Origin of the sequence: Catellicoccus marimammalium M35/04/3 (assembly GCF_000313915.1) — a bacterium.
GTDB lineage: Bacteria > Bacillota > Bacilli > Lactobacillales > Catellicoccaceae > Catellicoccus > Catellicoccus marimammalium.
Genome location: NZ_AMYT01000007.1, coordinates 43,030 through 69,686, shown reverse-complemented (window position 1 = coordinate 69,686; position 26,657 = coordinate 43,030). Strand labels below are relative to the sequence as shown.

Annotated in this window: 28 protein-coding genes and 1 riboswitch; of the genes, 3 read left to right on the top strand and 25 right to left on the bottom strand. The window is 35.7% G+C overall.

The features are described from left to right. Positions 1-6 precede the first annotated feature (6 nt). The 15 genes from recG to C683_RS00790 form a co-directional block, all read right to left on the bottom strand. The gene (gene recG / locus C683_RS00860) at positions 7-2,019 is read right to left on the bottom strand and encodes an ATP-dependent DNA helicase RecG (protein ID WP_009488372.1); all 2,013 of its coding nucleotides are present in this window, start codon (positions 2,017-2,019) and stop codon (positions 7-9) included. Between the two features lie 56 nt (positions 2,020-2,075). Then, on the bottom strand, positions 2,076-3,743 hold the full coding sequence (locus tag C683_RS00855; protein WP_009488370.1) for a DAK2 domain-containing protein: 1,668 nt from the start codon (positions 3,741-3,743) through the stop codon (positions 2,076-2,078). 188 nt (positions 3,744-3,931) lie between these two features. Continuing rightward, positions 3,932-4,294, bottom strand: a complete 363-nt coding sequence (locus C683_RS00850) for an Asp23/Gls24 family envelope stress response protein (RefSeq protein WP_009488368.1) — start codon at positions 4,292-4,294, stop codon at positions 3,932-3,934. Positions 4,295-4,412: 118 nt separating this feature from the next. Beyond that, a complete protein-coding gene (gene rpmB, locus C683_RS00845) occupies positions 4,413-4,601 on the bottom strand; it encodes a 50S ribosomal protein L28 (protein WP_009488366.1) in 189 nt (62 codons plus the stop codon). Positions 4,602-4,743: 142 nt separating this feature from the next. Further along, a complete protein-coding gene (rpe, locus tag C683_RS00840) occupies positions 4,744-5,388 on the bottom strand; it encodes a ribulose-phosphate 3-epimerase (protein ID WP_009488364.1) in 645 nt (214 codons plus the stop codon). A gap of 1 nt (position 5,389) precedes the next feature. Next, positions 5,390-6,283 (bottom strand): ribosome small subunit-dependent GTPase A, encoded by an 894-nt coding sequence (gene rsgA, locus C683_RS00835; protein WP_009488362.1) that lies wholly within the window; start codon positions 6,281-6,283, stop codon positions 5,390-5,392. Between the two features lie 12 nt (positions 6,284-6,295). Then, complete coding sequence (gene pknB / locus C683_RS00830; RefSeq protein ID WP_083848922.1) at positions 6,296-8,179, bottom strand: Stk1 family PASTA domain-containing Ser/Thr kinase; 1,884 nt, start codon at positions 8,177-8,179, stop codon at positions 6,296-6,298. Next, positions 8,176-8,916, bottom strand: coding sequence for a Stp1/IreP family PP2C-type Ser/Thr phosphatase (locus tag C683_RS00825; RefSeq protein ID WP_009488358.1), 741 nt, complete (start codon positions 8,914-8,916; stop codon positions 8,176-8,178). Before C683_RS00825 ends, pknB begins: the two co-directional genes overlap by 4 nt. An 11-nt stretch (positions 8,917-8,927) precedes the next feature. Continuing rightward, complete coding sequence (rsmB, locus tag C683_RS00820; protein WP_009488356.1) at positions 8,928-10,286, bottom strand: 16S rRNA (cytosine(967)-C(5))-methyltransferase RsmB; 1,359 nt, start codon at positions 10,284-10,286, stop codon at positions 8,928-8,930. Beyond that, positions 10,279-11,220: a methionyl-tRNA formyltransferase gene (gene fmt / locus C683_RS00815; protein WP_009488354.1), complete on the bottom strand. Its 942-nt coding sequence runs from the start codon at positions 11,218-11,220 to the stop codon at positions 10,279-10,281. The genes rsmB and fmt overlap by 8 nt, the downstream gene beginning before the upstream one ends. A gap of 8 nt (positions 11,221-11,228) precedes the next feature. Further along, positions 11,229-13,613, bottom strand: a complete 2,385-nt coding sequence (gene priA, locus C683_RS00810; RefSeq protein WP_009488352.1) for a primosomal protein N' — start codon at positions 13,611-13,613, stop codon at positions 11,229-11,231. 51 nt (positions 13,614-13,664) lie between these two features. Further along, complete coding sequence (rpoZ, locus tag C683_RS00805; protein WP_009488350.1) at positions 13,665-13,973, bottom strand: DNA-directed RNA polymerase subunit omega; 309 nt, start codon at positions 13,971-13,973, stop codon at positions 13,665-13,667. Between the two features lie 4 nt (positions 13,974-13,977). Then, on the bottom strand, positions 13,978-14,592 hold the full coding sequence (gmk, locus tag C683_RS00800) for a guanylate kinase (protein ID WP_009488348.1): 615 nt from the start codon (positions 14,590-14,592) through the stop codon (positions 13,978-13,980). A 65-nt stretch (positions 14,593-14,657) separates the two neighbouring features. After that, a complete protein-coding gene (acpS, locus tag C683_RS00795) occupies positions 14,658-15,008 on the bottom strand; it encodes a holo-ACP synthase (protein WP_009488346.1) in 351 nt (116 codons plus the stop codon). Next, positions 15,005-15,760 carry a hypothetical protein gene (locus C683_RS00790; RefSeq protein ID WP_040388533.1) on the bottom strand — a complete coding sequence of 252 codons (756 nt, stop codon included), beginning with the start codon at positions 15,758-15,760 and terminating at the stop codon, positions 15,005-15,007. The genes acpS and C683_RS00790 overlap by 4 nt, the downstream gene beginning before the upstream one ends. 127 nt (positions 15,761-15,887) lie before the next feature. Here C683_RS00790 and C683_RS00785 point away from each other — a divergent pair, with 127 nt between their 5' ends. Further along, positions 15,888-16,562 (top strand): class A sortase, encoded by a 675-nt coding sequence (locus C683_RS00785; protein WP_009488343.1) that lies wholly within the window; start codon positions 15,888-15,890, stop codon positions 16,560-16,562. A gap of 33 nt (positions 16,563-16,595) precedes the next feature. Here the strand turns inward: C683_RS00785 and murB are convergent, their stop codons facing one another. Next, positions 16,596-17,495, bottom strand: a complete 900-nt coding sequence (gene murB / locus C683_RS00780) for a UDP-N-acetylmuramate dehydrogenase (RefSeq protein WP_009488341.1) — start codon at positions 17,493-17,495, stop codon at positions 16,596-16,598. 95 nt (positions 17,496-17,590) lie between these two features. On the opposite strand from murB, the gene C683_RS00775 reads away from it, so the two are divergent. Further along, complete coding sequence (locus C683_RS00775) at positions 17,591-18,352, top strand: exodeoxyribonuclease III (RefSeq protein WP_009488339.1); 762 nt, start codon at positions 17,591-17,593, stop codon at positions 18,350-18,352. Between the two features lie 62 nt (positions 18,353-18,414). On the opposite strand, the gene tsaE is transcribed toward C683_RS00775, so the two are convergent. From tsaE to C683_RS00755, 4 genes are read right to left on the bottom strand one after another with little or no spacing between them, the layout of a single operon-like run. Next, the gene (gene tsaE, locus C683_RS00770; RefSeq protein ID WP_009488337.1) at positions 18,415-18,876 is read right to left on the bottom strand and encodes a tRNA (adenosine(37)-N6)-threonylcarbamoyltransferase complex ATPase subunit type 1 TsaE; all 462 of its coding nucleotides are present in this window, start codon (positions 18,874-18,876) and stop codon (positions 18,415-18,417) included. Continuing rightward, complete coding sequence (pta, locus tag C683_RS00765) at positions 18,851-19,876, bottom strand: phosphate acetyltransferase (RefSeq protein WP_009488335.1); 1,026 nt, start codon at positions 19,874-19,876, stop codon at positions 18,851-18,853. Before pta ends, tsaE begins: the two co-directional genes overlap by 26 nt. Before the next feature lie 21 nt (positions 19,877-19,897). After that, positions 19,898-20,557 (bottom strand): uracil-DNA glycosylase, encoded by a 660-nt coding sequence (locus tag C683_RS00760; protein ID WP_009488333.1) that lies wholly within the window; start codon positions 20,555-20,557, stop codon positions 19,898-19,900. A 2-nt stretch (positions 20,558-20,559) separates the two neighbouring features. Continuing rightward, the gene (locus C683_RS00755; RefSeq protein ID WP_009488331.1) at positions 20,560-21,126 is read right to left on the bottom strand and encodes a GNAT family N-acetyltransferase; all 567 of its coding nucleotides are present in this window, start codon (positions 21,124-21,126) and stop codon (positions 20,560-20,562) included. 149 nt (positions 21,127-21,275) lie between these two features. Between C683_RS00755 and C683_RS00750 the strand changes: the two genes are divergently transcribed. Further along, entirely contained in the window at positions 21,276-22,562 is a 1,287-nt protein-coding gene (locus C683_RS00750) for a chloride channel protein (protein ID WP_040388542.1), read from the top strand. Positions 22,563-22,615: 53 nt separating this feature from the next. Here C683_RS00750 and C683_RS00745 read toward each other — a convergent pair whose 3' ends face one another. The 5 genes from C683_RS00745 to C683_RS00725 all read right to left on the bottom strand — a co-directional run bounded on the left by C683_RS00745 (position 22,616) and on the right by C683_RS00725 (position 26,634). Further along, complete coding sequence (locus C683_RS00745) at positions 22,616-23,560, bottom strand: L-lactate dehydrogenase (protein WP_009488327.1); 945 nt, start codon at positions 23,558-23,560, stop codon at positions 22,616-22,618. 193 nt (positions 23,561-23,753) lie between these two features. Continuing rightward, positions 23,754-24,272: a folate family ECF transporter S component gene (locus tag C683_RS00740; protein ID WP_009488325.1), complete on the bottom strand. Its 519-nt coding sequence runs from the start codon at positions 24,270-24,272 to the stop codon at positions 23,754-23,756. Between the two features lie 26 nt (positions 24,273-24,298). Continuing rightward, a riboswitch (THF riboswitch) is annotated at positions 24,299-24,393 on the bottom strand. Between the two features lies 1 nt (position 24,394). Continuing rightward, the gene (gene rsmA, locus C683_RS00735; RefSeq protein ID WP_009488323.1) at positions 24,395-25,279 is read right to left on the bottom strand and encodes a 16S rRNA (adenine(1518)-N(6)/adenine(1519)-N(6))-dimethyltransferase RsmA; all 885 of its coding nucleotides are present in this window, start codon (positions 25,277-25,279) and stop codon (positions 24,395-24,397) included. Positions 25,280-25,291: 12 nt separating this feature from the next. After that, the gene (rnmV, locus tag C683_RS00730) at positions 25,292-25,849 is read right to left on the bottom strand and encodes a ribonuclease M5 (protein WP_009488321.1); all 558 of its coding nucleotides are present in this window, start codon (positions 25,847-25,849) and stop codon (positions 25,292-25,294) included. Then, a complete protein-coding gene (locus C683_RS00725) occupies positions 25,846-26,634 on the bottom strand; it encodes a TatD family hydrolase (protein ID WP_009488319.1) in 789 nt (262 codons plus the stop codon). Before C683_RS00725 ends, rnmV begins: the two co-directional genes overlap by 4 nt. Positions 26,635-26,657 lie beyond the last annotated feature (23 nt).

The following is a 26,657-nucleotide window of genomic DNA, read 5'->3' as shown; positions in this document are numbered from 1 at the left end:
CTTTAACTACCAACCATAAGTTTTTTGATGTTGCTCTAACCAATAAACTAACGGTTGATTTTGATCTTCTTTTTTCCAATCTTTCATAGTAAATTCTGCTACATCTTCCATCGCACAAGCAATCATTTTCGCATCTTGTTCTGGTTGTAATAATTTAAACTGCCATAGACCTGATTGACGCTCACCTAAAAAATCACCCGGTCCACGTTGTTCTAAATCAAATTGACTAAGTACAAAACCATCTGTTGTTTCTTCTAAACAACGCAAGCGTTGAATCGCTTCTGCATTTTTGGCATTTGAAAGTAATAGACACGTCGATGGTTTTTCTCCTCGACCCACTCTTCCTCGTAGCTGATGTAATTGTGCTACACCAAAGCGATCTGCATCTTGAATAATCATGCAAGTCGCATTCGGCACATTGACTCCTACTTCAATGACCGTTGTAGAGATTAAAACTTGAATTTCATTGTTAGAAAACTGACGCATCAATTGATCTTTTTCTTCTCCTTTTATCTTACCATGTAATAGGCCCACTTGATAATCTGGAAAACGAGATTGAATTTCTTCATAGACCGCCGTGGCATTTTGAACACTTAAGGCCTCACTTTCCTCAATTAAAGGACAAACTACATAAATTTGTTCTCCTCGGGCAAGTGTTTGCGTCATTTGCTCTAAAATGGTTTCCTTTTGATCAAAAGAAAGATAATGCGTTTGAATCGGTTTTCGCCCTGCAGGTAACGTTTTAATCGTGGAAATATCTAGATACCCTGCCGTCATTTGCGCTAACGTTCTTGGGATAGGAGTGGCAGTCATCATTAAAATATCCACTGCTTCTCCCTTATCAATTAATGCTTGACGTTGGCGTACTCCAAAACGATGTTGTTCATCAATAATCGCTAGCCCTAAATCTGCATAATGAATTTCTTTTTGCATAATGGCATGAGTCCCTACCACAATATCAATCGTTCCTTCTTCTAATCCCTTTTCGATTGCTTCTCGTTCTTTTTTAGGTGTCGAGCCAGTAAGACAAGCATAATGAATGTCAGAAGGTAAGACCTCTTCCATATTTTTAAAATGCTGCTCTGCTAAAATCTCTGTAGGTACCATCAAAGCGGTCTGTTTACCAGCAGTTGTCATCGCATAAGCGGCTAAAATGGCGACAATCGTTTTTCCACATCCTACATCTCCTTGAATCAAACGATTCATTGGTTGGCTTTTTTTCATATCTCGACAAATTTCATTCATTACCTTTTTTTGATCTGGTGTTAATTCATAAGGTAAAGTGCGAATGAATGCTTTTAATTGTTCATTATTATAACTATGAGTGGCATTTTCTGTCGCTTCTTGCTTTTTCAATTCTTTTAATTGTAATTGCCACAAAAAAGCCTCTTCATAAGCCAAGCGACGTCTTGCTTGTTGATATTCTGTTTTCGTTTGTGGTTGATGAATCCAGTGTAAAGCTTCTTTTCTTGAACAAAGGCGATATTTTTCAAGATACTTTTGTGGCAAAATTTCTGGTAAGACAGAAGAAAACTGGTCTAAAGCAACTTGAATCCATTTTTGAATGGTTTTGGCCTTAATTTCTTTTGAAGCATGATAAATGGGCTCCCATTCTTCTTTTGTCTTTGGCACAATTTTAATTCCCGATAAAACATTACGACTTGGATTCCATTTTCCATAAATAGCAATTTCTTCTCCACAACGAATTTGTTTTTTCAAAAAGGGTTGATTGAAAAAAGTTACTCGAACCGGACGGCCTTGACTAAATAAAACAAAAGAAGCTCGACTTTTCTTTCCACCATAAAATTGAACGGTACAAGGGCGAATCACTTCTCCTTTAAGTACTACTTTTTCTTCGGTAGAAAAATCAAAAGTCTCATTTTCTCGTAAGTCTGTAAAGCGAAAAGGATAATACGTTAATAAATCTTCAATGGTGAAAATCCCTAATTTTTGTAGCGCTCCCTTTGTTTTGGCACCAATCCCTTTGATTTGTCCAACCTCTTCATAAATACTTGGCATTAATATCCCCCTTTTACTAAAAAAAGAGCTGGGTAGATGTCCCAACTCTTTGTACTTTATTCTACAGAGAAAAGATAAGGATAAACAGGTTGATCTCCTTGATGGATTTCAATTTCCAATTCATCATCCATTGCTAATAATGCTTCTTCGATTTCTTCAGCAACTTCCATCGTACCTTCTTCTCCGACTAAAAGAGTTACGATTTCACTATCTGCAGTTAGCATTTTTTTCAATGTATCGATCACCGCTTGTTTACAATCAGGATCACAAACAACAATTTGATTATCAATCATACCAATAAATTGATCTTTATGAATTTCTAATCCATCAATGGTTGTATCACGAACGGCGGTAGTTACTTGTCCGCTTTGAATTTCTGCAAGAGCGGCAGTCATAGCATCTCCATTTTCTTCTAACGTTGCTTCTGGATCAAATTGCAACATAGCATTCATTCCTTGAGCAATCGTCTTAGAAGGAACGACAGTTACTGGCAAGTCACAAACTTCAGCAGCTTGTTCTGCTGCCATAAAGATGTTTTTATTATTTGGTAAAATAATCACTTCTTCTGCGTTTGTTTCTTCAATTGCTTTCACAATATCTTCTGTACTTGGGTTCATTGTTTGTCCCCCATTGATAACATGAGATACACCTAAGCTCTTGAATAATTCTTGCAATCCTTTTCCAGCGGCAATGGTTAATACACCCATTTTAACTTTTTCTTGTTGTTGTACCACTTCTGTTTTTTCTGATTCTAAAATCGTTTCGTGTTGTAAGCGCATATTGTCTACTTTTACTTTGATTAATGCACCAAAACGTAGCCCATAAGATAAAACATGTCCAGGATCTTCTGTGTGGACGTGTACTTTCACTACTTCATCATCAGCAACGACTAATAAAGAATCTCCTAATTCATTTAAGTAGCTACGGAATGTTTCATAATCGAAAGTATCTGTTACTGTTGGTCCATCTCCTAAACGAACCATAATTTCTGTACAGTAACCATATTTAATATCTTCAGTCATAAAATGATCTTGCGCACGATCGTGTTGAACGTTAATCATTTGATCCATTTCGTTTTCTGAAGGTTGATGTACTTTTACTTCTACATCTCCAGTTAAAGCACCTAAAAATCCTTCATAAACAAAAAGAAGACCCTGTCCACCACTATCTACTAAACCAACTTCTTTTAATACAGGAAGTTGATTAGTTGTATTTGCCAACGCTTCTTTTGCACGTTGGACTACACATTGCATTACTTCTACGCAATCTTCTGTTTCTTTTGCTTTTGCTTCCCCAGCTAAGGCTGCTTCACGCGCAACGGTTAAGATCGTTCCTTCTACTGGTTTCATTACTGCTTTATAAGCTACATCTACTCCACGAATAAACGCAGCAGCTAAACTTTTAGCATCTAAATATTCTAAAGTTTCTACTTCTTTAGAAAAGCCACGGAATAATTGAGATAAAATTACGCCAGAATTTCCACGAGCGCCCATTAATAATCCTTTAGAGAAAGTTTTATTTAATTCTCCTACATGTTCGCTTGTTGATTTTTGTGTGGCGTCATTCCCACTGGTCATTGTTAAATTCATATTTGTTCCTGTATCCCCGTCTGGAACTGGGAATACATTTAATGAGTTTACGTATTCTGCATTTGCACAAAGACGCTCTTGACCGGCTTGAATCATTGTTTTAAAAAGCGTCGCATCGATCTTTTGAATTGTCACCTTTGTTACTGCTATATAAACATCGAAAAATAAGAAATTTTCTTATTTTAAAAACTAAAATAGCTTTTCCTTTCTTCATATTTCAATCATCTTTGATGATTGTCATTTCCAATCTTTATCCTAATCTTTATTTTATATCATAAGTCATTTCAATGTTTTTATTAGTTCTTAATGACACGGTTATCTTCTTAGTCTGGTAGGACACGAACTCCTTGTACATAAACGTTCACGGAATTAGCACTAATGCCCAACATTGTTTCTAAACTATATTTTACTGAGTCCTGTACATTACGAGATACTTCAGAAATTTTTGTTCCATAGCCGACTACAATATAAACATCAATCGCTACTCCATTTTCCTCTTGACGAACAACAACTCCTTTCGCGTAATTTTCTTTACGCAAAATCTCATTAATGTTATCGCGGATTTGGTTTTTACTTGCCATTCCTACGACACCAAAATTTTCTGTGGTTGCACCGCCAACTACCGTTGCAATTACATCATTGGTTACTTCAATCATTCCTGATTGTGTATTCATTTTAACTGTCATGCTCAGGTCTCCTTTAGTATAATATTCCTTTTTTATTATCTATTTTATCATAGGATACAATACCATAAAAGAAAAAGATGACTGAGAGCCCCCTCCCAGTCATCCACTCGTTTATTCATTACACACGTTGTACTTTACCAGATTTTAATGCGCGAGCTGAAACCCAAACTTTTTTAGGTTTTCCATCTACTAAAATACGAACTTTTTGTAAGTTAGCTTTCCAAGTACGTTTAGAAGCGTTCATCGCATGAGAACGACGGTTACCGCTTTTAGATTTGCGTCCTGTTACATAACATTGTTTTGCCATGTCGTGTTTCCTCCTTCATATTGTTGAATTCTATTGTGTAGGTTCTAATGCCTACTAGCAAATTATATCACACCATATTTACGATTTTAAAAATGGGTTACATACCTTTTAAATTTAACATATTCATTTCTATTTGACAAGACTATTCTTGTAATTGAAGAAGTGCCTCTTGCCAATTAGAATGATGGAATAAATAAGAACCACTCACTAAAACTTCAGCACCTGCTTTTATACAAGAGGAGGCTGTTTTGTCATTAATTCCACCATCTACTTCAATATCATACGTATAGCCAAATTCTTCACGTAATGCTTTTGCCTCAGCGATTTTTGCTAATTGACTTTCTAAAAAGGATTGGCCACCAAATCCTGGATTAACAGTCATAATTAGTAAGCGATCAACTAAAGGTAAAAGTTCTTTAACACTTGCTAAAGAAGTGCCCGGGTTTAAAGCTAACCCTACTTTAACTCCTTGCTCTTGAATCATTTGTAATGCACGATAAGGATGAACTGTACTTTCGGCATGAATTGTTAAATAATCTGCACCTGCATTGATAAAATCCATAATCATTGCTTCTGGATGTTCTACCATCAAATGCACATCACAAATAGCGGTGCTATTTTTTTTCAATACTTTAACAATTTCTTGGCTATATCCTAAGTTAGGAACAAAGTGACGATCCATAACATCAATATGGAAGGTATCTACTCCTAATGTCATCATTTGTTCTATTTGTTTGCCAAATTCCCATAGATTTGCACTTAAAATTGAGGGAGCAATCGTTACCATCTTAACGACCTTCTTTCTTTTTCTTTTGATATTGGGGACGCTGATTTGCTAGTTCTGTTTGTAGCAACTCATAGCGTTCATAACGCTCTTGATTTAATTTTCCTTCTGCAACAGCTTCTTTTACTGCACAACTCGGTTCTTTTAAATGTAAACAGCTTCTAAATTTACATTGTGGAGCTAATGCTCGATATTCTACAAAACATTGAGCAAGTTCTGTCGCATCCACCTCTAAATCTAGGGAACTAAATCCTGGAGTATCAACAATCCATCCATCATGAATCGACCATAGCTCGGTGTGACGTGTCGTATGACGACCACGCCCCAATGCTTGAGAAACTTCTCCAATTTCTCGTTTTCCTTCAGGATGTAAAGCATTCAAGAGTGTAGATTTTCCTACTCCAGATTGCCCCATTAATACTGTTAATTCATCCTTCAAATAAGAGAACAATTCTGGATTAACGATTCCTTCTTCTCCAAACAAAACTGGATACCCTAAAGCCATATACTGCTCTTTATAATTTTCTATTGCTTCTCTTTCTTCAGTAGTTAATAAATCAATTTTGGACCAATAAAGAATCGTCTTCATTCCTAAAGACTCTGCTTGAACTAAAAAGCGATCCAGTAACAGAGGAGAAAAATTAGGATCTTTCACGCTCATAACAATGATTACTTGACTGACATTGGCAACATGAGGTCGTTTTAATTCACTCGTTCTTGGATAAATTTTTGTAATCATCCCATCGACTTCACTAGTGCTTTCAAACTCAACCCAATCTCCTACGAGTGGACTTTCACCTTTTTTACGAAAATTTCCTCGCGCTCGTGTTTGATACGTCTCATTTCCTTTTTGAATATAATAAAATCCACTTAATGCTTTATAAATTTGTCCTTTCACGCAAAACCTCCGTTAATGATTTGTATTTTCTACTGCTGGTGCCTCGGATGCACCATTATTTGGTTCTACTGCCGGTGCTTCTGTAGGAGCACTTTGTTGTGTAGACTCTGGAGTATGTTCCTCACTTACCGCTGGCGCCTCAGATGCCGGAGTAGAAGATGGCGTTGTTGGATTTACTGGTGCTTCAGATTGTGGTCGATTTTCTGAAGCAGGCGTTCCTTCATAAGAGTTTCCACTACTTGTTTCTTTGTCACTTGCTAAAGTAACAACTACAGAATCACCAATACTCATATCTGTATTTGAACTTGGCTCTTGACGAAGAACGGTTCCTTTTTCTTTATTACTTGGTTCATATTTCCAAATGACATGTAGACCATTACGACTTAAATATTGTTCTACTTCACTTTGACTCCAACCAGACATATCTTCTAAAGGTAATCCTGAAGATCCAACACTGACAAGAAGAGAAATTTTATCTTTTCCTACTGTCAATTTTGTTTGTGCGCTTGGTTCTTGCTCAAAGATCATATTTTTATCAAAAGTACTATTCAAACATTTGGTAATTTCAATATCTTTTTTATTCCAACCATCATTTTCTAAAGAGGCCACTACATCATCGATATTTTGTCCTAAAACATTTTTCATCGTATAACTTTCAGTACCTCGACTAACAATCAACAGAACTTTTTTATAACGTTTTACCGTCGTTCCTTCTTTTGGTTTTGTTCGAATGACATGATTTTTTGGAATCGAAGAATCAAATTCATATTCGACATCGTCAATTTTCAAATGTTGTTTTTGTAAAATTTGTTCCGCTTCATTTACTGATTTTCCAGTTAAATCAGGCACTGAAGTTTTTGGTTGTAAAAAGAAGGAGCCTACACCCAATAAAAGAAGGAGAAGTAACACCCATAACCACCATTTGCGTTTCTTTTTCTTCTTCTTTTTCTTTTTTGTTTCTTGTTTTGGTGGTTCTACTTCTTTTTGTTGTTCTTTTTCTTTTTCTGCTTGTTTTTTCTGTGCTAATTCAGCTTGTTCTTTTTTAGTTAAAAAGACAGGCTCATTAACACGAGTCGCTGAAAGAACTGTACTTAAATCTTCGGACATTTCATTGACACTTCGATAGCGTTCATTTGGATCTTTCGCTGTCGCTTTAAAAATTACATTTTCTAACGCTTGCGGAATGTTAGGGTTTACCTTACGAACAGAAGGAATTTCTTCTTGGAAGTGTTTCAAAGCAATCGAAACCGCAGACTCTCCATCAAAAGGAACCTTCCCTGTCAAAAGCTCATATAAAATAATTCCTAATGCATAAATATCAGACTGTGGTATCGCATTCGCTCCTCTGGCTTGTTCTGGAGATAAATAATGGACAGAACCTAATAACGTGCTTGTTTGCGTAATGGAAGTTTCCGAAAGAGCTACTGCAATTCCAAAGTCAGTAATTTTACATTCTCCTGCACCGTTAATTAAAATGTTTTGTGGTTTTAAATCACGGTGGATAATGCGATGTTGGTGAGCAACTGCTACAGCAGATAGAATTTGTTGCATAATATCTACTGCTTTATCAAAAGAAATCGGTGCATTTTCGTAGATATAAGTTTTTAAGTCTGTTCCTTTGACGTATTCCATAACAATGTATTGCAAGCCGTGGTCTTCACCAATATCATAAATCTCTACCACATTTGGATGGACAATTTCACTTGCTGCCAAAGCTTCTCTTTGAAAACGCTGCAACGCTTTAGGATCATTTTGAAAGTCAAAACGCAAAATTTTTACTGCGACTTCTCGATTTAAAATTAAATCATAAGCTAAATAAACTTTAGCCATTCCACCGCTACCAATTCCACGGATAATTTCATAACGACCATTAATCTTTTGTCCTACTTCCATTATTCTTCCTCCTTCCCTTCACAATCTAATAATGCGACCGTAATATTATCATAGCCTCCTGCTTCATTGGCTAATAAAAGTAAACGTTGTACTGCTGTGGATAAGTCTTTTTCTTCCATCACACATTGATAGATCTCTTCTGGGGTTAGCATACTACTTAACCCATCTGAACATAATAAAAAGTACCCACTATTTTTCTTATGTACACAAGTTTCGATTTCCATAGGTCCTTCCATTCCAACCGTACTTGTTAACATATTTTTCTTTGGATGGTTCGCAGCCATTTCTTCATCAATTTCACCATTTTTTAGCAGGATATTAATCAAAGAGTGGTCTTCTGTAATTTGTTGAATTCCTTGCTCATTTAATAAATACACTCGGCTATCTCCGACATGGGCAATGACTACATGAGAGCGAATCACTGCCAAAGCAATAATCGTTGTACCCATGCCATATTTATTTTCGTCTTCATACCATTGGTCGACGATTTTTTTATTTTCTAACTGAATTTGTGCCCATAACCAATCACTAGCTTGAGTGACATTTAAGGCATCGGTTTGTTTCCATAAGGCTCCTAAATTTTCAACCACAGAACGACTCGCAATATCTCCTGCTTGGTGGCCACCCATACCGTCTGCTAATAAGACAAGTAGTTGTCCATCTTCATTATAAAAATAAGCAGCATAATCTTCATTATTTTTACGCCGCTGACCGACATCTGTTCCTAATTGAATTTCCATTTTTTCACCTCTTATTTGGATTTTTGTAGGCAACTAATAAAGAAGCCATCCGTATGATATTGATGAGGCAATATCGTTACTCCTAATGGATGGACAGAAGCTGGAATCGATTCTGCTCCTTGAACAGGAATTAGCGTAAACTCCGGATGTTCTTTTAAAAATTGAGTAACCACTGCTTCATTTTCTTCTTTATTAATTGTACATGTACTATATACCATAATTCCACCTTGTTTTAAACAAGGAGCGCAGGCATTTAAAATTTGTAATTGAATCGTAGATAAACGTGATAAATCAGTAATAGATTTACTGTATTTAATATCTGGCTTTCTTCGCATCAACCCAAGGCCAGAACAAGGTGCATCCACTAAAATACGATCAAAACTTTCTTTTGCAAAAGTATCTCCAACTTTTCGAGCATCTAACGTTTGTGCAGTCACACGATCTGTGACGTGAAGGCGTGCTGCAGTTTCTTCAATTAATTCACATTTATGTTGGTGAATATCTAACGCTGTTACTTTTCCTCCTTGAGTGGCATCTAAATAACTAGCAATATGCCCTGTCTTTCCTCCAGGAGCAGCACAAGCATCTAATACTTGATGTTGTGGCTCTACTTGTAAGGCAGGAGCTACGAGCATTGAACTTTCGTCTTGAATCGTAATCCTTCCTTCTTTAAAAGCCTTACTTCCTGCTAAATGTCCAGTCGCAGCAATAATGCCATCAGGAGAAACTGGACTTTCTTTAACTGAAAATCCTTCTTTTTTCAAAGTTTCTAAGCAATCTTCTCTATCATCTTCACGTTTTGTTAAACGAGCACTGGCATGACTTGGAGTAAGTAAGGAAGCCAATAAATCTTCTGCTTCTTTTTTCCCATATTGATCTACAATCAAAGAAACTAAATCTTTAGGTACACTATACATAATGCTCAAACGTTCAATAGGATCTTGAATCGCTCTTGGATCTTTTAAATCACTACGTAAGAGATTACGTAACACACCATTTACAAATTTACCGATTCCTGGATTTCCTTTTTCTTTAGCAATTTTCACACTTTCATCCACTACCGCATGATTCGGTACTCGATCTAAAAATAGCAGTTGATACAGTGCTAAAAGTAAAAGTTCTTGCACCCAATCTTGTACCTTTTTTCCTTGAATGAAAGGAGAAAGAATATATTCTAAGGTATAACGACGACTAATCGTCCCATAAACCAATTCTGCTAATAGTGCTCGATCTTTTTCTTCTACTTTAGCCTTTTTAATCATTAAATTGGAGTATGCTTGGTTTTTACGCACACGCAATAAAATTTCTAACGCTTGATAACGTACTGTTTTTTCTAATTCTGGACTTACTTTTCGTTCTTTTTTAGACATCAAAAGTTTCTCCTACTTGCATATTGCGTCCCATTCCATTGACAAAAGATTGAATATCCATTTTGCTTTTTCCTGCCGGTTGTAATTCCGTAATCGCCAAAACGGTACCCTTCCCACAGGCCACTTCTAGCCCTTCTTTGGCAATCGCTAAAATAGTTCCAGGTGCTTTATCTGTTGTTTTGTCTTGTGCTTTTGCAGCCCAAATTTTCCAACGTTGACCCTCTTTTGTCGTATGAGCAACAGGGAAAGGATTCATTCCTTGAACTTGATAAGCTAATTCTTTGGCTGGACGATGCCAATCCATTTTTTCTTGTTCTCTTGTAATATTTGGTGAATAGGTAGCTTCTTCTTCATTTTGTGGTTGAGGAGTAATTTTTCCTTCTAAGTAAAGAGGAAGTGTATCTAATAGTAAATCTCGACCTAAAAGACTTAAGCGTTCAAACATTTCTCCTACATTACTATCTCCAATAGTAATTTCAGCTTGTGATAAAATGTCTCCTGCATCCATTTTTTTCACCATTTGCATAATCGTAACGCCTGTTTTTTCTTCTCCTTCCATAATCGCATAATGGACTGGAGCGCCCCCACGATATTTTGGTAATAAAGAAGCATGGACATTAATCGCTCCATAAGTTGGTGCTTCTAATAAACGCTCTGGTAAAAATTGACCAAAAGCAGCAGTAATAATTAAATCTGGTTTTTGAGCAATGATTTCTTCCATCTCTTTCGAGCCAGAAATTTTTTCTGGTTGCCAAATAGGTAAATGATGTGCTAACGCAGCTTCTTTCACTGGAGAAGGAGTTAATACTTTTTTTCTACCTTTTGGACGATCCGGCTGTGTCACTACTCCAATGACGTCATACCCTTTTTCAATCAATCCTTCTAAAATAGGGACTGAGAATTGTGGTGTTCCCATAAAAATAATTTTTGTCATAAGTCCTCCTATAATAAATGCAATGGCTCTTTATCAATCATAATATAAACTTTTTCTCGTTCCGCCATTTGCAGTGATTCTAATAATTCTTTCAAATACATTAGCAATTGTGGTTCTTTTTTATATTTCACAATGATTTGATAATAATATTGCTTTTTCATTCGAATTAAAGGTTCCATTGTTGGACCAATAATAAAGGTTGTCGTTTCGACTTGTTGAACCAATTGCTCTTTTATTATTTTAGCATACTTATACGCAAGATGTGATTCCTCACTTTTAACTGTAATCGCTACGGTATAGTAGTAGGGAGAATAGTTTCCTAAGTGACGATAATACATTTCTTTTTTGAAAAAAGATTCATAATCTTGTTGAACAGCACATTGAATGGCATAATGCTCAGGATTATACGTTTGGATAATCACTTTTCCTTCTTTTTCTCCTCTTCCTGCTCGGCCACTGACTTGAGTTAATAATTGAAAACAACGTTCACTCGCTCGAAAATCAGGAAAATAAAGAGCGGTATCTGCATTTAATACTCCTACCAAGGTTACGTTAGGAAAGTCCAATCCTTTAGCAATCATTTGCGTACCAATTAAAATATCAGCTTTTTGTTCTGAAAATGCTTTTAATTTCTGTTGAATGCTTCCCTTTTGTCGTGTTGTATCCACATCCATTCGCAAAATACGAGCAGAAGGAAATAGCTGATGTATTTGTTCTTCCACTTGTTGTGTTCCCATTCCATGGTGCATCATCGTTTTTTGGTGACAATGCGGACATTCTTGAGGAACAGGAGCTTCATGGCCACAGTAATGACATTTTAAAGCTTGATCATTAGCATGGTAGGTCAAAGAAATATCACAGTTTGGACATTGCATCACTTCCCCACAACTAGAACATTGTAAAAAAGAAGCATATCCGCGACGATTTAGCAATAAAATCACCTGTTCTTTTCGTTCTAGACAGTAATAAATTTGATTCAATAAATTCAAGCTAAAGTGAAAACAAGTGGGATGCTTTTCACAGGTTCTCATATCTAATAATTGAACGCTAGGTAAAGATTGTGTTTGCGGACGTGTCGTTAAACGCAATAGTTGATAACGTCCTTTTTCTGCTCTCGCTCGTGATTCCAAAGAAGGAGTCGCACTGCCTAAAACTACAGGACAGTGATGATATTTGGCACGGAACTTAGCCACTTCTATTGCATGATAGCGTGGCATCTCTTCTTGTTTATAACTACTTTCATGCTCTTCATCAATGATGATGACCCCTATCTTTTCTAATGGAGCAAAAATCGCCGACCGAGTTCCAATTACAATAGAAACTTCTCCTTTTTGAATCGAGCGCCACTCATCATATTTTTCTCCAGCACTCAAACCACTATGCAATACGCCTACTTTTTTACCAAAACGAGCATAAAAACGCTGCACAATTTGAGAAGTTAAGGCAATTTCTGGTACTAAAAGTAAGGCTGTTTGTCCTTGTTTCAACACCTCTTCAATCACTTGCATATAAACTTCTGTTTTTCCGCTTCCGGTAACTCCTTCTAAAAGGAAGGTAGTATGTTCTTGTTTTTGATTGGAAACAAGAATTGCTTCTTTGGCTCTTTTTTGTTCTTCTGTTAAAGACAAAGGTTTACTTGTAGTACCTTCTTCTTTTTGTAACCGAGAGACTGCTTGTTGAGTTCGAACGATGAATCCTTTTTCTTCTGCCTTTTGCCACTGAGCTTGTGCAATTTTTGTAGAAAGAGGTTGCCAATCTTTGTTAGAAAGATGCTTTATCATTTCTAATACTTCTTGCCATCGAACTGCGTTTTTTCTTGTTTTTGCTTGTTCTTCTTCTAATCGTTCAAGGGAAGCTAATCGTTTTCCAAACCAAACGAGTTTTTCTTTGGCTCCTTTTTTTTGTTCTTCTTCAACGATCGTCACCCAACCTTTTTTCACCCAAGATTGGAGTTGTTTTTCTTCTGTTGGTTCATTTTTGCCTACCCACCATTCTTTTTTCTTAGCAAAAAAAGTACAAGTTTCTTCATTTTCCACTTGAATTTGGTAGCAACGCTTAAATCTTCGTTTCGCTAATGGAGGTAACATCACTTGTAGACAGCGAATATAAAAAGCACAAGTCTCTTCCATCAAAAATTGAGCGATAGATAAAAGTTCTGGCGTTAACCAAATTTGATCATCATATTCAATGATGGTTTTCCATTTGGGATTTATTTCTGTGGCCTCTTTGATGCCAACAATAAACCCTTGTTTTTTTCGATTTTGTCGACCAAAAGGAACAACCACACTCATACCTGGATGTAATCGTTCTTCCCATGCTTGAGGAATCAAATAATCATAAGGAGTATTTGTTTGTTGTAAAGGCATATCTACGATGATTTGTGCTATCTTCATTTTTTATCCTTTCATAAAAAGAGGAGGGAATCTTCTTCCCTCCTTTCTTTTCTATTTAAAAATGGAATCTAATTTTACACGTTCTTCTAACGCTTCTTCTTCATGTTGGCGCATCATTTCTGCTTCTTGCTCTTGACGACGAACCATTTCTCTTTTCAATTCTGGGTTAGGATAAATCGTTACATCTCCTGCCGCAATTTCTTCTAAAGCTTTCCCAACACTCTTATAAGATTCATAATGTTGTAACATTTTACGAGCATGATTATCTAATTCATGCGCACGTTTTGCTGACAAAATTACTAAAGAATACTTTGAATCTACTCGATCTAATAATAAATCGATGGATGGTTTTAACATCATAGTCTTACATCTCCTCTATCATCTTTTCATAGCGTTTCATCACTCGTTCTACTCGGTAATGTTCACTAGAAATAATATCTTTAATTCGTTTTACCGCTAGAGGAACTTCATCATTAATGACCGCATAATCATAATTTTTCATCATTTGAATTTCTTCTACCGCTACTTTCATTCGTTCGTCAATAATTTTTGGTTCATCTGTACCGCGACCTTCAATGCGTTGACGTAACTCTTCTAAACTAGGAGGAGTTAAGAAAATAAATACCGCATCTGGGCATTTTTCCTTAATATGCATCGCTCCTTGAACTTCGATCTCTAAAAAGACATCTTTTCCGCTATTTAATGTATCTTCGACATAACGTAAAGGGGTACCATAGTAGTTTCCTACATATTCAGCATATTCTAGCATTTCCCCTTTTTTGATTAACTCTTCAAATTCTTCTCTTGTGCGGAAGAAATAATCTACGCCCTCTACTTCTCCTTCACGTTTTTTACGTGTAGTCATAGAAACAGAGTACTCAAATTGATGATCATCACCTTCAAAAATTGCCTTTCTTACCGTTCCTTTACCAACACCAGACGGTCCAGACAAAACAATCAATAATCCTCGTTCGGTCATAATGTCCTCCTTTACTTTCTTATTTTTTATTCTATGAAAAATCAACTCTTTTTTCAAGAGAGGAATCATTTCTCTAAAATAACTTGAGCTACTGCCCATTGATCAGAATGAGATAAAGAAACCCAAGCATGACCTGAAAATGGATGCTTGGTAAACTGTGGCGCTCCTTTTTCATCATTGAGAATTTCTAATTCTTGAAAAGAAACTCCTGTAAATCCTGTTCCTAAGGCTTTAGCATAAGCTTCTTTACAAGCAAAGCGTCCTGCTAAATATTCTAGTTTTCTTTTTTCACTAGGAAAATTTTCTAATTGTGCTTGCTCGTTTGGTGTTAAAACTCGAGCAATAAAACGAGGTTGCGTTATATTTCGTTCCATTCGTTTTAATTCTACAATATCAATTCCTATTCCTTGTATCATAACTCTTCTCCTAAAATGAGTTGGGTTGTCCATTCCTCTTCTTTGCGATGATAAATCAATTCTGCTACTTGCATTTCTTTTGTATATTCAATTTCATCGACATTTTTTAAACGATCTTCTACGCGGTAAATCGGTAAGTGCACTTGTTCTTCATCCCAAGTCACTCCCCCAAAATATAAGACCACTCCTTCTTGCCACACTTCTTTTAATTCTTTTAAGACATAAAGAGGTGGTGGAGTAATAGAAATCGGTTTTTTAATCCAACCTTTTCTTTCCTTACAACGTTCCAACAATTGTTCATGAATTTTTTGACTTAATAAGCGATAAAAATCTTCTAATTGTCGGCAATACAATTTATTTACTTCTTCTCCTAAAGTCAAAAAGACATAATCATTTTGCAACTTATAAAAAAATGGCGAATGCAAATGATATTTCATATGACCAAAGTAAAGCAATTCAGAAATTTCGATAGGAGTCAATTGTTTAATCAAATGTAAATCAGAAAAATCAATCCAACATGTATTCTCTTCATTTCGTTGAGCAGAAGATAAATACTGTTCTACTTGTTCTCTTCCTTTAATGATTCGCATTGCTGTATGATTTTCAAATTCTCCCCAATCATGTTCTTGATTTAACAACATAATATTGTCTGGGATATGGGATAAAGATTGATAAAAATCATGAGCTGAAATGCCTTTAGTTAATATCGAATTACTAATTGTGTCTAAATGCACATATACTGTTTCTCTCACTCAATCCCTCCCTTTGCAATCTACTTTTCATTTTACACAATTTTTTCTTCTTTTTCGATACAGTTTATCAATAATTCTGTTTCATTTTTGTAACAAAAAAGTTAGTATAAAGAAAAGGGGGAATCATATGACAAATCAGGGTAAGAAAAAAATAGGGTATTATGTGAAACGTTTCTGTTTCATTCTCATCTTACTTCTATTATTTGCAATTGGTTTAATTTTTATTTTTAATGAACCAATCAAACAATATCTTGTGCGTTCCATGACTCAAGAAGTGATTCAACAAGCACCTAAAGATAAAGACAACAAAAAGAAAAAGAACAAACCAAGTTTTGATTTTTCAGATGTGAAAGAAGTAACTTTACAAGATGTAGCAAAGGAACGAGCACACTTAAAGAAAAATATTTCATCGATGAACTATCTAGGTATTATTGATATTCCAAGTGTACATATCAATTTACCAATCTTAGAAGGAGTAAGTAACAGTGTTTTAAGTAGTGGTGCAGGAACGATGAAGCCCAATCAAAAAATGGGGACTGGAAACTACGCTCTTGCTTCCCACAATATGAATGACCAGACTACACTTTTTTCTCCGTTGGTGAACTTGCAAAAAGGAGCTAAAATTTATTTAAAAAATTCAAAACATACCTATGTTTATAAAGCAGAATCGATTCGTTATATCTCACCAAAAGATACGCAAGTAATTGCTAATCATGGAGAAAAAGAAATTACATTAATTACTTGTAATACTTCAGGTGACCAACGCTTATGCATTCAAGGACCACTAATTGCGACAGAATAAAAAAGGCCTCCAATTTTGGAGGTCTTTTATTCTTTATTCTTCACCAATGATGCGAACTTCTGTTTCTAATTCCACATCAAATTTTTCTTTCACTACTTCTTGGATATGATGAATTAATTGAATGTAATCTGTCGCTGTTGCATGATCGATATTAACAATAAATCCTGCATGCTTAGTAGATACTTGCGCTCCACCAATTTGATATCCTTGTAATCCAGCTTCGATAATTAAAGGACCTGTATAATGCCCTTTTGGACGTTTAAATACACTACCACAAGATGGATATTCTAATGGTTGTTTACTTTCACGTAAATCTGTTAATTCTGCCATTTTTTCAGCAATTACTGGATAAGATCCAGCTTCTAAATCAAAACTAGCAGATAAAACAATGGCTTTTTGCTGTTGTAATGCACTATGACGATAAGAGAAAGATAAGTCTTCTTTCGTCCAAGTAGTAATCGTTCCATCTTCTAACATCACATCAATGGCAGATAAGACATCTTTGATTTCTCCGCCATAAGCTCCAGCGTTCATATACACCGCACCACCGATGCTTCCTGGAATACCGCAAGCAAATTCTAATCCAGATAATGATGCATCTAAGGCTTTTTTCGTTACATCAATCAATTTTGCTCCTGATTCTGCAACGATACGTTGGTTTTCTACAACTACCTCGGCCATCTCTGATAATAAAATAACAATTCCTCGAATACCACTATCACGAACAATTAAATTACTCGCATTTCCTAAGACTTGCCAAGAAATCCCTTCCATATTGGCATAATGAACGACTTCTTTTAATTCTTGGCGATTTTTAGGAAAAACAAGTGCATCCGCAGGCCCGCCTGTTTTGGTATACGTATAATTTGCTAAAGGTTCATCTACGAGAATTTTTAATTCTGGTAGTGTATTTTGCATTTTTTTTGTATCCATAGATGTTCCTCCTGTATGATAAAGTCATAATCATTATAGCATCTTTTTACGAAAGAAATAGAACATTATTAAGAAAAAAGAAAGGAGTTTTTGGGATGAAATTTATTTCTTGGAATGTAAATGGATTACGTGCCGCAGTGAAAAAAGGATTTTTGGATGTTTTTAACCAATTAGATGCTGACTTCTTTTGTTTACAAGAAACAAAATTACAAGAAGGACAGATTGACCTTCCTTTAGAAGGATACACACAATATTGGAATTATGCAGAGAAAAAAGGTTATTCAGGTACAGCGATTTTTGCTAAACAACCTGCTCTATCAGTTCAATATGGCTTAGGAATTGAAGAATTAGATCATGAAGGTCGTTTAATCACTTTAGAATATCCAGAATTTTATTTAGTCACTTGCTACACACCAAATGCACAAAGCGAATTAAAACGAATTGATTTTCGTTTACAGTGGGAAGCTGCCTTTCGTGAATATTTACATCAATTGGATGAAAAAAAACCCGTCATTATTTGTGGTGATTTAAACGTAGCACACCAAAATATCGACTTAAAAAATTGGCGTCCTAACCGAGGAAAAGCTGGGTTTAGTGATGAAGAACGAAATGCGTTCACTGAATTATTAAACACTGGATTTACCGATACTTTCCGTTACTTATATCCAGAAACTACTGGCGTTTATTCTTGGTGGAGTTATCGTTTCCATGCTAGAGAAAATAATGCTGGTTGGCGAATTGATTATTTCTTGGTTTCTAATCGTTTACAAAAAGATATTCAAGAGGCATGTATTTATACCGATATTTTAGGAAGCGACCATTGTCCAGTAGGTTTAACCTTAGACCATATCGACTAGCGATATATCAAAAAAGAGCGTTAACACGCTCTTTTTTTCTATTATATCTTCAATCGTGTCACCTATCGACACGCTTCAATTTTTTCTTTCATTGCTTTTAGTTCTGGAGTTTCTGTCCCTTTAATATTCACTGCCAATTCTCGGTCTTCTCCTTGACCTCGACGTAGCTCCAATTGCAAATAAGAATCAGGTAACAAATCTACAATTTGTTCTCCCCACTCGATAATACATAGGCCATCTCCTAAAAGATATTCATCCAATCCTAGATCAAACGCATCTTCTAGACGATAAACATCCATATGATAAAGAGGGATTCTCCCTTCTTCGTATTCACGAATCAGTGTATAGGTAGGACTTTTAATCATGGTGTGAATGCCTAATCCTTTTCCAATTCCTTTCGTTAGGGTGGTCTTTCCGGCACCTAAATCTCCTGTCAAAACAATGACTTGTCCAGGAAGTGCTTGTTCACCAATAATTTCTCCAATTTTTTCTGTTTCCTCAACGGTTCTTAATTTCACTGTCATTTGCTTCATCCTTATCCATTAATGCTTGCATTGCTGTAATTAAGCTTACTTTATATACGTCATTCGTGCAAGCACCACGTGATAAATCAGAAATTGGTTTGTTTAAGCCTTGTAAAATAGGTCCAATCGCATCAAAACCACCTAGACGTTGAGCAATTTTATAACCAATGTTTCCTGATTGTAATTCTGGGAAGACAAAGACTGTACATTTCCCAGCAATTTTAGAATCTGGATATTTTAAATCTGCAACCGTCTTATCATAAGCGGCGTCAAATTGAATTTCTCCTTCAAAAATGGCATTTGGATCTTGATTTTTTTCTTTAATAATTTCCAAAGCTTCTTTCACTTTATCAACAGCAGGTCCTGAACCTGAACCATTTGTGGAATAACTTAACATAGCCACACGAGGAGGAATTCCTAATGATTCTGCTGTTTTAGCTGTTTCCATTGCAATTTCTGCCAATAAAGGAGCATCTGGATCCACATTAATCGCACAATCAGAAAATAGATAGCGTTCTTGGTCCCCACGTCCACGTAAAAGTAGAAAAGCTCCACTGGTTCGTTTTACTCCTGGTTTAGTTTTAATAATTTGTAAGGCGGGACGAACGGTATCTCCTGTTGAGTGTATCGCTCCACTGACCATACCATCTACAATGCCCATGTAAGTTAACATTGTACCAAAGTAGTTTACATCTTGAACTAATTCTCTTGCTTCTTCTTTAGTAATTTTACCATTACGACGAGTAAATAAAGTATCAATCATTTCTTCTAAACGAGGATAAGTTTTTGGATTGATAAATTCAATTTCATCAATTAACACACCACAACGATAAGCAATCGGTTCAATTTCTTCTTTATCCCCTAATAATACTGGTTGAATTAAGTGTTCTGCTTGTAGACGTGCACAAGCTTTAATAATTCGTTCATCTGTTGCTTCGGGAAAAACTAAGCGTACATTTTGATCTTTTAATTTCATTTTTAATTGTTCAAAAAAGTCCATGATTGTTCCTCACTTTATCTCTTAATATTCTGGTAATTGCCACTGAATAGGGACACGTTTACTATCCGCTAATTTTTGATTTGCCTTGGAAAATGGATGTGAACCAAAAAAACCACGGTAGGCAGAAAGTGGACTGGGATGTGGTGTAGCAATCACATAATGTTTTTCTTCATCAATCAAAGCTCTTTTATTTAACGCTTGCCGACCAAATAAAAGAAAAACAATTGGCTTTTCGGATTGATTCAAAGCTTCCAATACATGATCAGTAAAAGTTTCCCATCCTTTTTGTTGGTGCGAATTTGCTTCTCCTTTACGTACAGTTAATACTGTATTTAATAATAAAACTCCTTGTTTAGCCCAAGAAACTAATTCTCCATGAGAAACCGGTTCAATCGCTAAATCTTCATATAATTCCTTATAAATATTTTGTAAAGAAGGAGGAAGTTTTCGTCCCTTTTGAATCGAAAAACTTAGTCCTTGTGCTTGTCCTTCTCCGTGATAGGGATCTTGTCCTAATAAAACGACTTTTACTTCATCGTAAGGAGTATAAGCAAAGGCTTGAAAAATTTTTTCTTTTGGTGGAAATACGGAGTAACAACGATATTCTTCTGTTAAATATTGTGCTAACAATTGAAAATACGGTTGTTTCATCTCTTCTTGAATAAATGTTGACCAATCCATAATTAGTCCTCCGTATAAAAATGCATATAAGCGTAAGGATGATTTGAAATCTCTTTTTCCTTATGGCAAATAAAGCCAATGGACTCATATAATTTACGTGCTCGCGGATTTTGAAAATCAACATTTAAAGCTACGGTTGCGTAGCCTTTTTCTCTTGCTACTTCGATTTGATCTTCAAGCAATCTTGTACCGATTCCTTTTCCACGCCAAGCTGTGTCGACCGACACGCTATCGATATACCAATCTTTTCCTTCACATTCAGACTCCCAAAATAGAGGCTCAAATGGAATCTTTTCTTCCTCCAATACTTGCGCCCATCCTTGGTCAATGTCTTTTTCTTCTGTTGCTGGATAACCCACTGCTACACCAATAATTTTCTTTTCTTCTTCCAAAAGACGAACTCGTTGATAAAAATAGCGATATCCCTCTTTGGTACAAGCTTGACATAAATATTGGAAGACTGATGCCTCTCCCCATGTCTGTAATAAAGGGAGTTCCATATCTTTAAAAATTGTCATTAAAAGATAAGCATAGGCTGGAATATCCTTTTTTGTTGCTGTTCGAATCATTATATTTCCTCCTTATCTGCCCAGTTCTATCATACCATGAATATTTTTGTTTTTGAAACCGTTATCAAATAGAATTTTTGGGTTATTTTAATATTTTCAATGATATAATGAAAATAGTGAAAAAGAAAGGAGTTTTTATGAAAAAAAGTATTGAACGTACCTTTGCTAGCATTTGGAATATTTTCTTATATATGCTGCAATGGACAATTATCTGTAGTATTATTAGTGTCATCGTTGGTTGTCTTGTAGCCTTTTTCCTTATTACTTTGGAAAAATGTATCGGTATTCGAAATGAGCATACATGGATTGTTTTATTTTTACCGGTTGTCGGAGGAATTTTTTCTTACTTATATAATTATCATGGAAAAGGTGCAGGCGGTGGAAATAACTTAGTCATTCGTGCAGCTTCTGGATCTGATGAATATGTACCTTTGCGTTTGGTACCTTTAACAATGTTCGGAACAATTTTTACTCATTTAACTGGGGGTTCTGTAGGTCGTGAAGGAACAGCTACGCAAATGGGTGGAACCATTGCTTACCATATCAGTCGTCTTTTTAAAATTACAGAAGTGGAAAAAGAATGGATTATTATGTGTGGGATCAGTGCTGGCTTTTCTGCCGTTTTTGGTACTCCTTTAGCAGGAACATTATTTGCTTTAGAAGTCCTTGTTATTGGTCGCATGCGTGTAGAAGCTTTATTCCCTGTCTTTTTAAGTGGATTTTTAGCAAATATTGTTGCAGAATCCTTCCCTGTGCACCACGCTCATTATGTGATGGGACCTGTGCCAGAATTATCTTTTATGTTAATTGTTAAATTAATTATTTGTTGTATTTTCTTTGGCTTTTTAGGTTTTTGCTTTGAAAAAGGCGTTCAATTAGTCAAAGGATTTTATACCAAACTATTAAAAAATCCTGTGTTAGTGAATATTGTTGGGGGTATGGTCGTAGTCACTTTAGCGATTATCCTACATACAGGACGTTACTTAAGTTTAAGCTTACCTATGCTATCTGAAGCTTTTACCGGACAAGCTCATCCTTTAGACTTTTTAGGTAAATTAGTCTTTACTGTTTTAAGTTTAGGAAGTGGATTCCAAGGGGGAGAAGTGACTCCTTTATTTGGGATTGGTGCTACTGCAGGAAGTTTCTTAAATCAATGGATGGATTTACCGATTGGCTTTATGGCAGCTATTGGTTTTGTTGGCGTGTTTGCGGCCGCAACGAATACTCCTATTACTTGTTTTGTTATGGGAATTGAATTATTCGGTGCGCAAGGAGCAACTTACTTATTATTCGTTACTATTTTAAGTTATATGCTTTCTGGTCATAATGGAATCTATACTTCTCAAAAATTAATTCGTCCTAAATATTGGATTGGCCAATCGATTTTGCCTTTAAAACAAAAGAAAAATTGCCATGTCGAAGAGAAAATAAAATAAAACAAAAAGAAGCTCCCAAAATTGGGAGCTTCTTTTATATAGATAGACACAAATTAACGAACTGAATCTAATACTTCACGTAATTCTGAAGCTGATTTATGTAATTGTGCTTTTTCTTCATCAGTGATGTGTAATTCAACAATACGTTCAACACCGTTTTCAGTAACGATTGCTGGAATACCTGTGTAGATATCTTCTAATCCGTATTGACCTTCGAAGTATGCAGATACTGGTAAGATTGCATGTTCGTCGTTTAAGATTGCTTTAACAACACGAGCAGTACTTAAACCGATACCGAAGTTTGTGTAACCTTTACGGTCGATGATGTAGTAAGCTGCATCACGTACAGCAACGTACATTTCATCTAAGTCTTCTTTAGTGATTCCTTCGCCGTCTTCGATCATTTGCATGATTGGTTTACCACCAACTGTAGCGTGTGACCAAACTGCTGTTTCTGAATCTCCGTGTTCACCAATGATGAATGCAGAAACATCACGAGGATCTACGTTTAATTTGTTAGCAACTTGCATACGTAAACGAGTTGAGTCTAAAGATGTACCTGTACCTACTACACGGTTTTGAGGTAATCCTGATTCTTGCCATGCAACGTAAGTTAAAACGTCTACTGGGTTTGAAGCGATTACTAATACGCCGTCGAATCCTGAATCCATTACTGAACGGATAACAGATTTCATAATTTTAGCGTTTGTATCTACTAATTCTAAACGAGTTTGACCAGGTTTTTGGTTGATACCAGCAGTTACGATAACTACATCTGCATCTTTACATTCTGAGTAGTCTCCACTTTTCACGCGGCAGTTTCCGTTTGTGTAAGTAACGCCGTCGAATAAGTCGCGAGCTTCACCTTCTGCTTTGTCTTCGTTTAAGTCTACTAAGACCATTTCATTTAAGATATTTTGGTTTAAGATAGAGTACGCAATACCAGTTCCTACGAAACCAGTTCCTACGATAACTCCTTTTCTTGAAGTTTTTTTCATTTCAGTCACCTCAAAATTTTGTTTTATTTTGAAAAAGTTACAACCTCTTTGAAAATGATTTTGCAACTCTCAATTACATTTACATTTTATCACTTTTCTTTTCACTTGTCATCGACTTTTTGCAAACCTTTTCCAAGATATTTTCTTTATTTTGAAAATGAATCGCAAAAGAAAAAGAGAGGATTTCTCCTCTCTATCCATCTATTTCTTTACGCCAACGTGCTAGTGGTAAGCGACGTAAAATTAAATCTAACGCAATAATTTCTAGTGGTACAGTAATACATTGTTTTAAAATACGCACCGGCATAATGGCTAATAAAGGCATATGATACATCATATAAAGCCAAATTGGTGTCAAAATTAAACGCACAATGACTGCATTTAAAATTACTGCCCAAGCAATATTGGACCATTTTACTTCTCTTTTTCCTAAAAAGTACCCATAAATAACCCCAGTAATTAAGGCATTTAGAGTAAATCCAAAGAAAAATTGTGCTTTTGGAGCAATCCACATCCCAATAAAATCTGCAGCTACCGTAGCTACAGGTGTCCAAATTGGACCGAATAAAGCTCCAGTGATCGCTTCTGGAATAAAAGTAAAACTAAACTTCAAAAATTCCGTTTCAATCGAAATAAATCGACTAAAAATGACCATGATGGCCACTAATAGAGCCAGTAAGACGATCTTTTTTGTTCTTTTTTTTGTTTTCATTGTAATCCCCCTTATCGGGCTCACAAATGTGTGAATGCGAAAAAGAATCGCAAATTTTCATTTTTCGTTCCAAAACTTCATTCGTTATTTTGGACACTTAACGCTCTTTTTCTACCCTTAATTTAATTTTGCTTACATTCTAACATATGATTTGCTAAGGAAGCAAACTCCTCAATGGATAATGTTTCTCCTCGACGTTTTGGATCAATTTCTGCTAAAGATAAGCTTTGTTCTAACCAAGCTTTCGTCGCTTCATCTTTACCAAAAGTATGTAATAAATTATTCCATAACGTTTTACGACGCAATTGGAAAGCAGCCTTCACTACTTTGAAGAAAAAGTCCTCATCTTTAACTTCTACTAACGGCTGTTGACGACGTTCTAATTTCAAAATCGCAGAATCGACATTTGGTTGAGGTACAAACGCTGTTTTTGGCACAATAAAAGCAATACTTGCTTCCATATAATATTGCACTGCAATCGATAATGAACCATAAGCTTTTGATTTTGGTTTAGCTTGGATTCTTTCTGCTACTTCTTTTTGCATCATTACAACCATTTTTTCTACTGGTAAATCCGACTCTAAAAAATGCATCATAATTGGCGTTGTAATATAGTAAGGAAGATTTGCGACCACTTGAATCGGTTTTTCTAAATCAAATACTTGACTGGCAATTTCTCGCAAATTCACTTTTAATACATCTTCGTTTACTACAGTGACATTATCATAAGGAGCTAAGGTTTCTTCTAAAATCGGTAATAAACGACCATCAATTTCAAAAGCAAGTACTTCTCCTCCAGAACGAGCTAAATGTTCTGTTAATGCACCAATTCCTGGACCAACTTCTATAATTTGACTCTCTTTATTTAGCTCTGCCGTAGCGGCGATATGGCGTAAAATATTAGGTTCGGTTAAAAAGTTTTGTCCTAGACTTTTTTTGAATGAAAATCCATGACGTTGTAAAATTTCTTTTGTTCTAGAAGGACTGGCAATATCCTTTTCTATCATTCTTCTTCTCCTTTAATTTTCTATTTTTTCATATTGTATCATGACTGCTTCAATTTGTTCTGTAGTAATTCCAAACATCGCAAGTCTTTTTTGTAATTGTTTTCCATTAGTATATCCAATATGCAATGCTTCTCCTAAATACGCACGTCTTTTCTTCGCATCACTTCCAGCTAATAAACCAAAAGCTTGTAGAAAAGAGCGTGGGATAGATGCCTTCTCCTTGCGACACGGTGTCGACACACCTTCCAAAGCAGCTAAAATCGCTTCATCACTCGCATGCTCTACTCCTAGACTTCCTTTATGTGCAGGGGCAGCTTCTTTTTTACTTAAAAAAGCATGCTTTACTTGAGGAAAGTGTTGGGTAATGGTAGTACGAATCTTTTCACCAGAAAAATCTGGATCGGTAAAGACAATGACTCCTCGTTGCTCTATTGCTTTTTCAATTAAAGAAAACACTGCTTCATCGATTGCTGAACCATGAGTTTCAATGCAATCTGCTTTTACCACTTGTTGGACACGAATAATATCATCGCGCCCTTCTACCACGATTAACTCTTTGATTTCTTTCATTTTTCTTCCTCAATTCCAAAAAGAGTGCATGCATTATGCATCGTTTGTTTTGCAATTTCTTCTGGTGTTACTGCACATAAATCGGCGATATACTCAGCGACATATCGTACGTACGCAGGTTCATTTTGTTTTCCGCGTTTTGGTACTGGAGCTAAATAAGGAGCATCGGTTTCAATTAAAAACGCTTCTTTTGGTACTTTTTTTGCGGCTTCTTGTACCATTTTTGCATTTTTAAAAGTGACCACTCCACTAAAAGAAATATGCATTCCTAAATCTAAAAAGCGCTCCATCCATTCTACATTCCCATTAAAACTATGAATAATTCCTGGTACTTTTTCTTCTTTTAAAATACGATAAACATCTTCGTAAGCTTCAAAAGAATCTTTTTCTTTTGAACGAGTATGAATGCTCACTGGAAGATGAAGATTACGAGCGATTGCTAATTGACGACGAAAAATCTTTTCTTGATCTTCTTTTGGATCTTCCATCCAGTAATAATCCACACCAATTTCTCCTAAAGCCACCACTTTTTCTTCTGCTAATTGAGCTTCTAGTTGTTGCTCTGTTTGTTCATTATATTCTTTAATATCTGTGGGATGAAAACCAATAATACTATAAAGTTCAGGAAATTTGGTACTTAAGGCTAAACTTTGTGCGTTGGTTTCTTGATTACATCCAACAATTGCCATTTTTGTTACACCATTTTCTTTTGCTCGTGCAACATATTCTTCTTCTTTTCCTAAGAATGCTTCATCATTTAAATGTGTATGGGTATCAAAATACATCTCTCTCACCTTTCTTTTGAAAA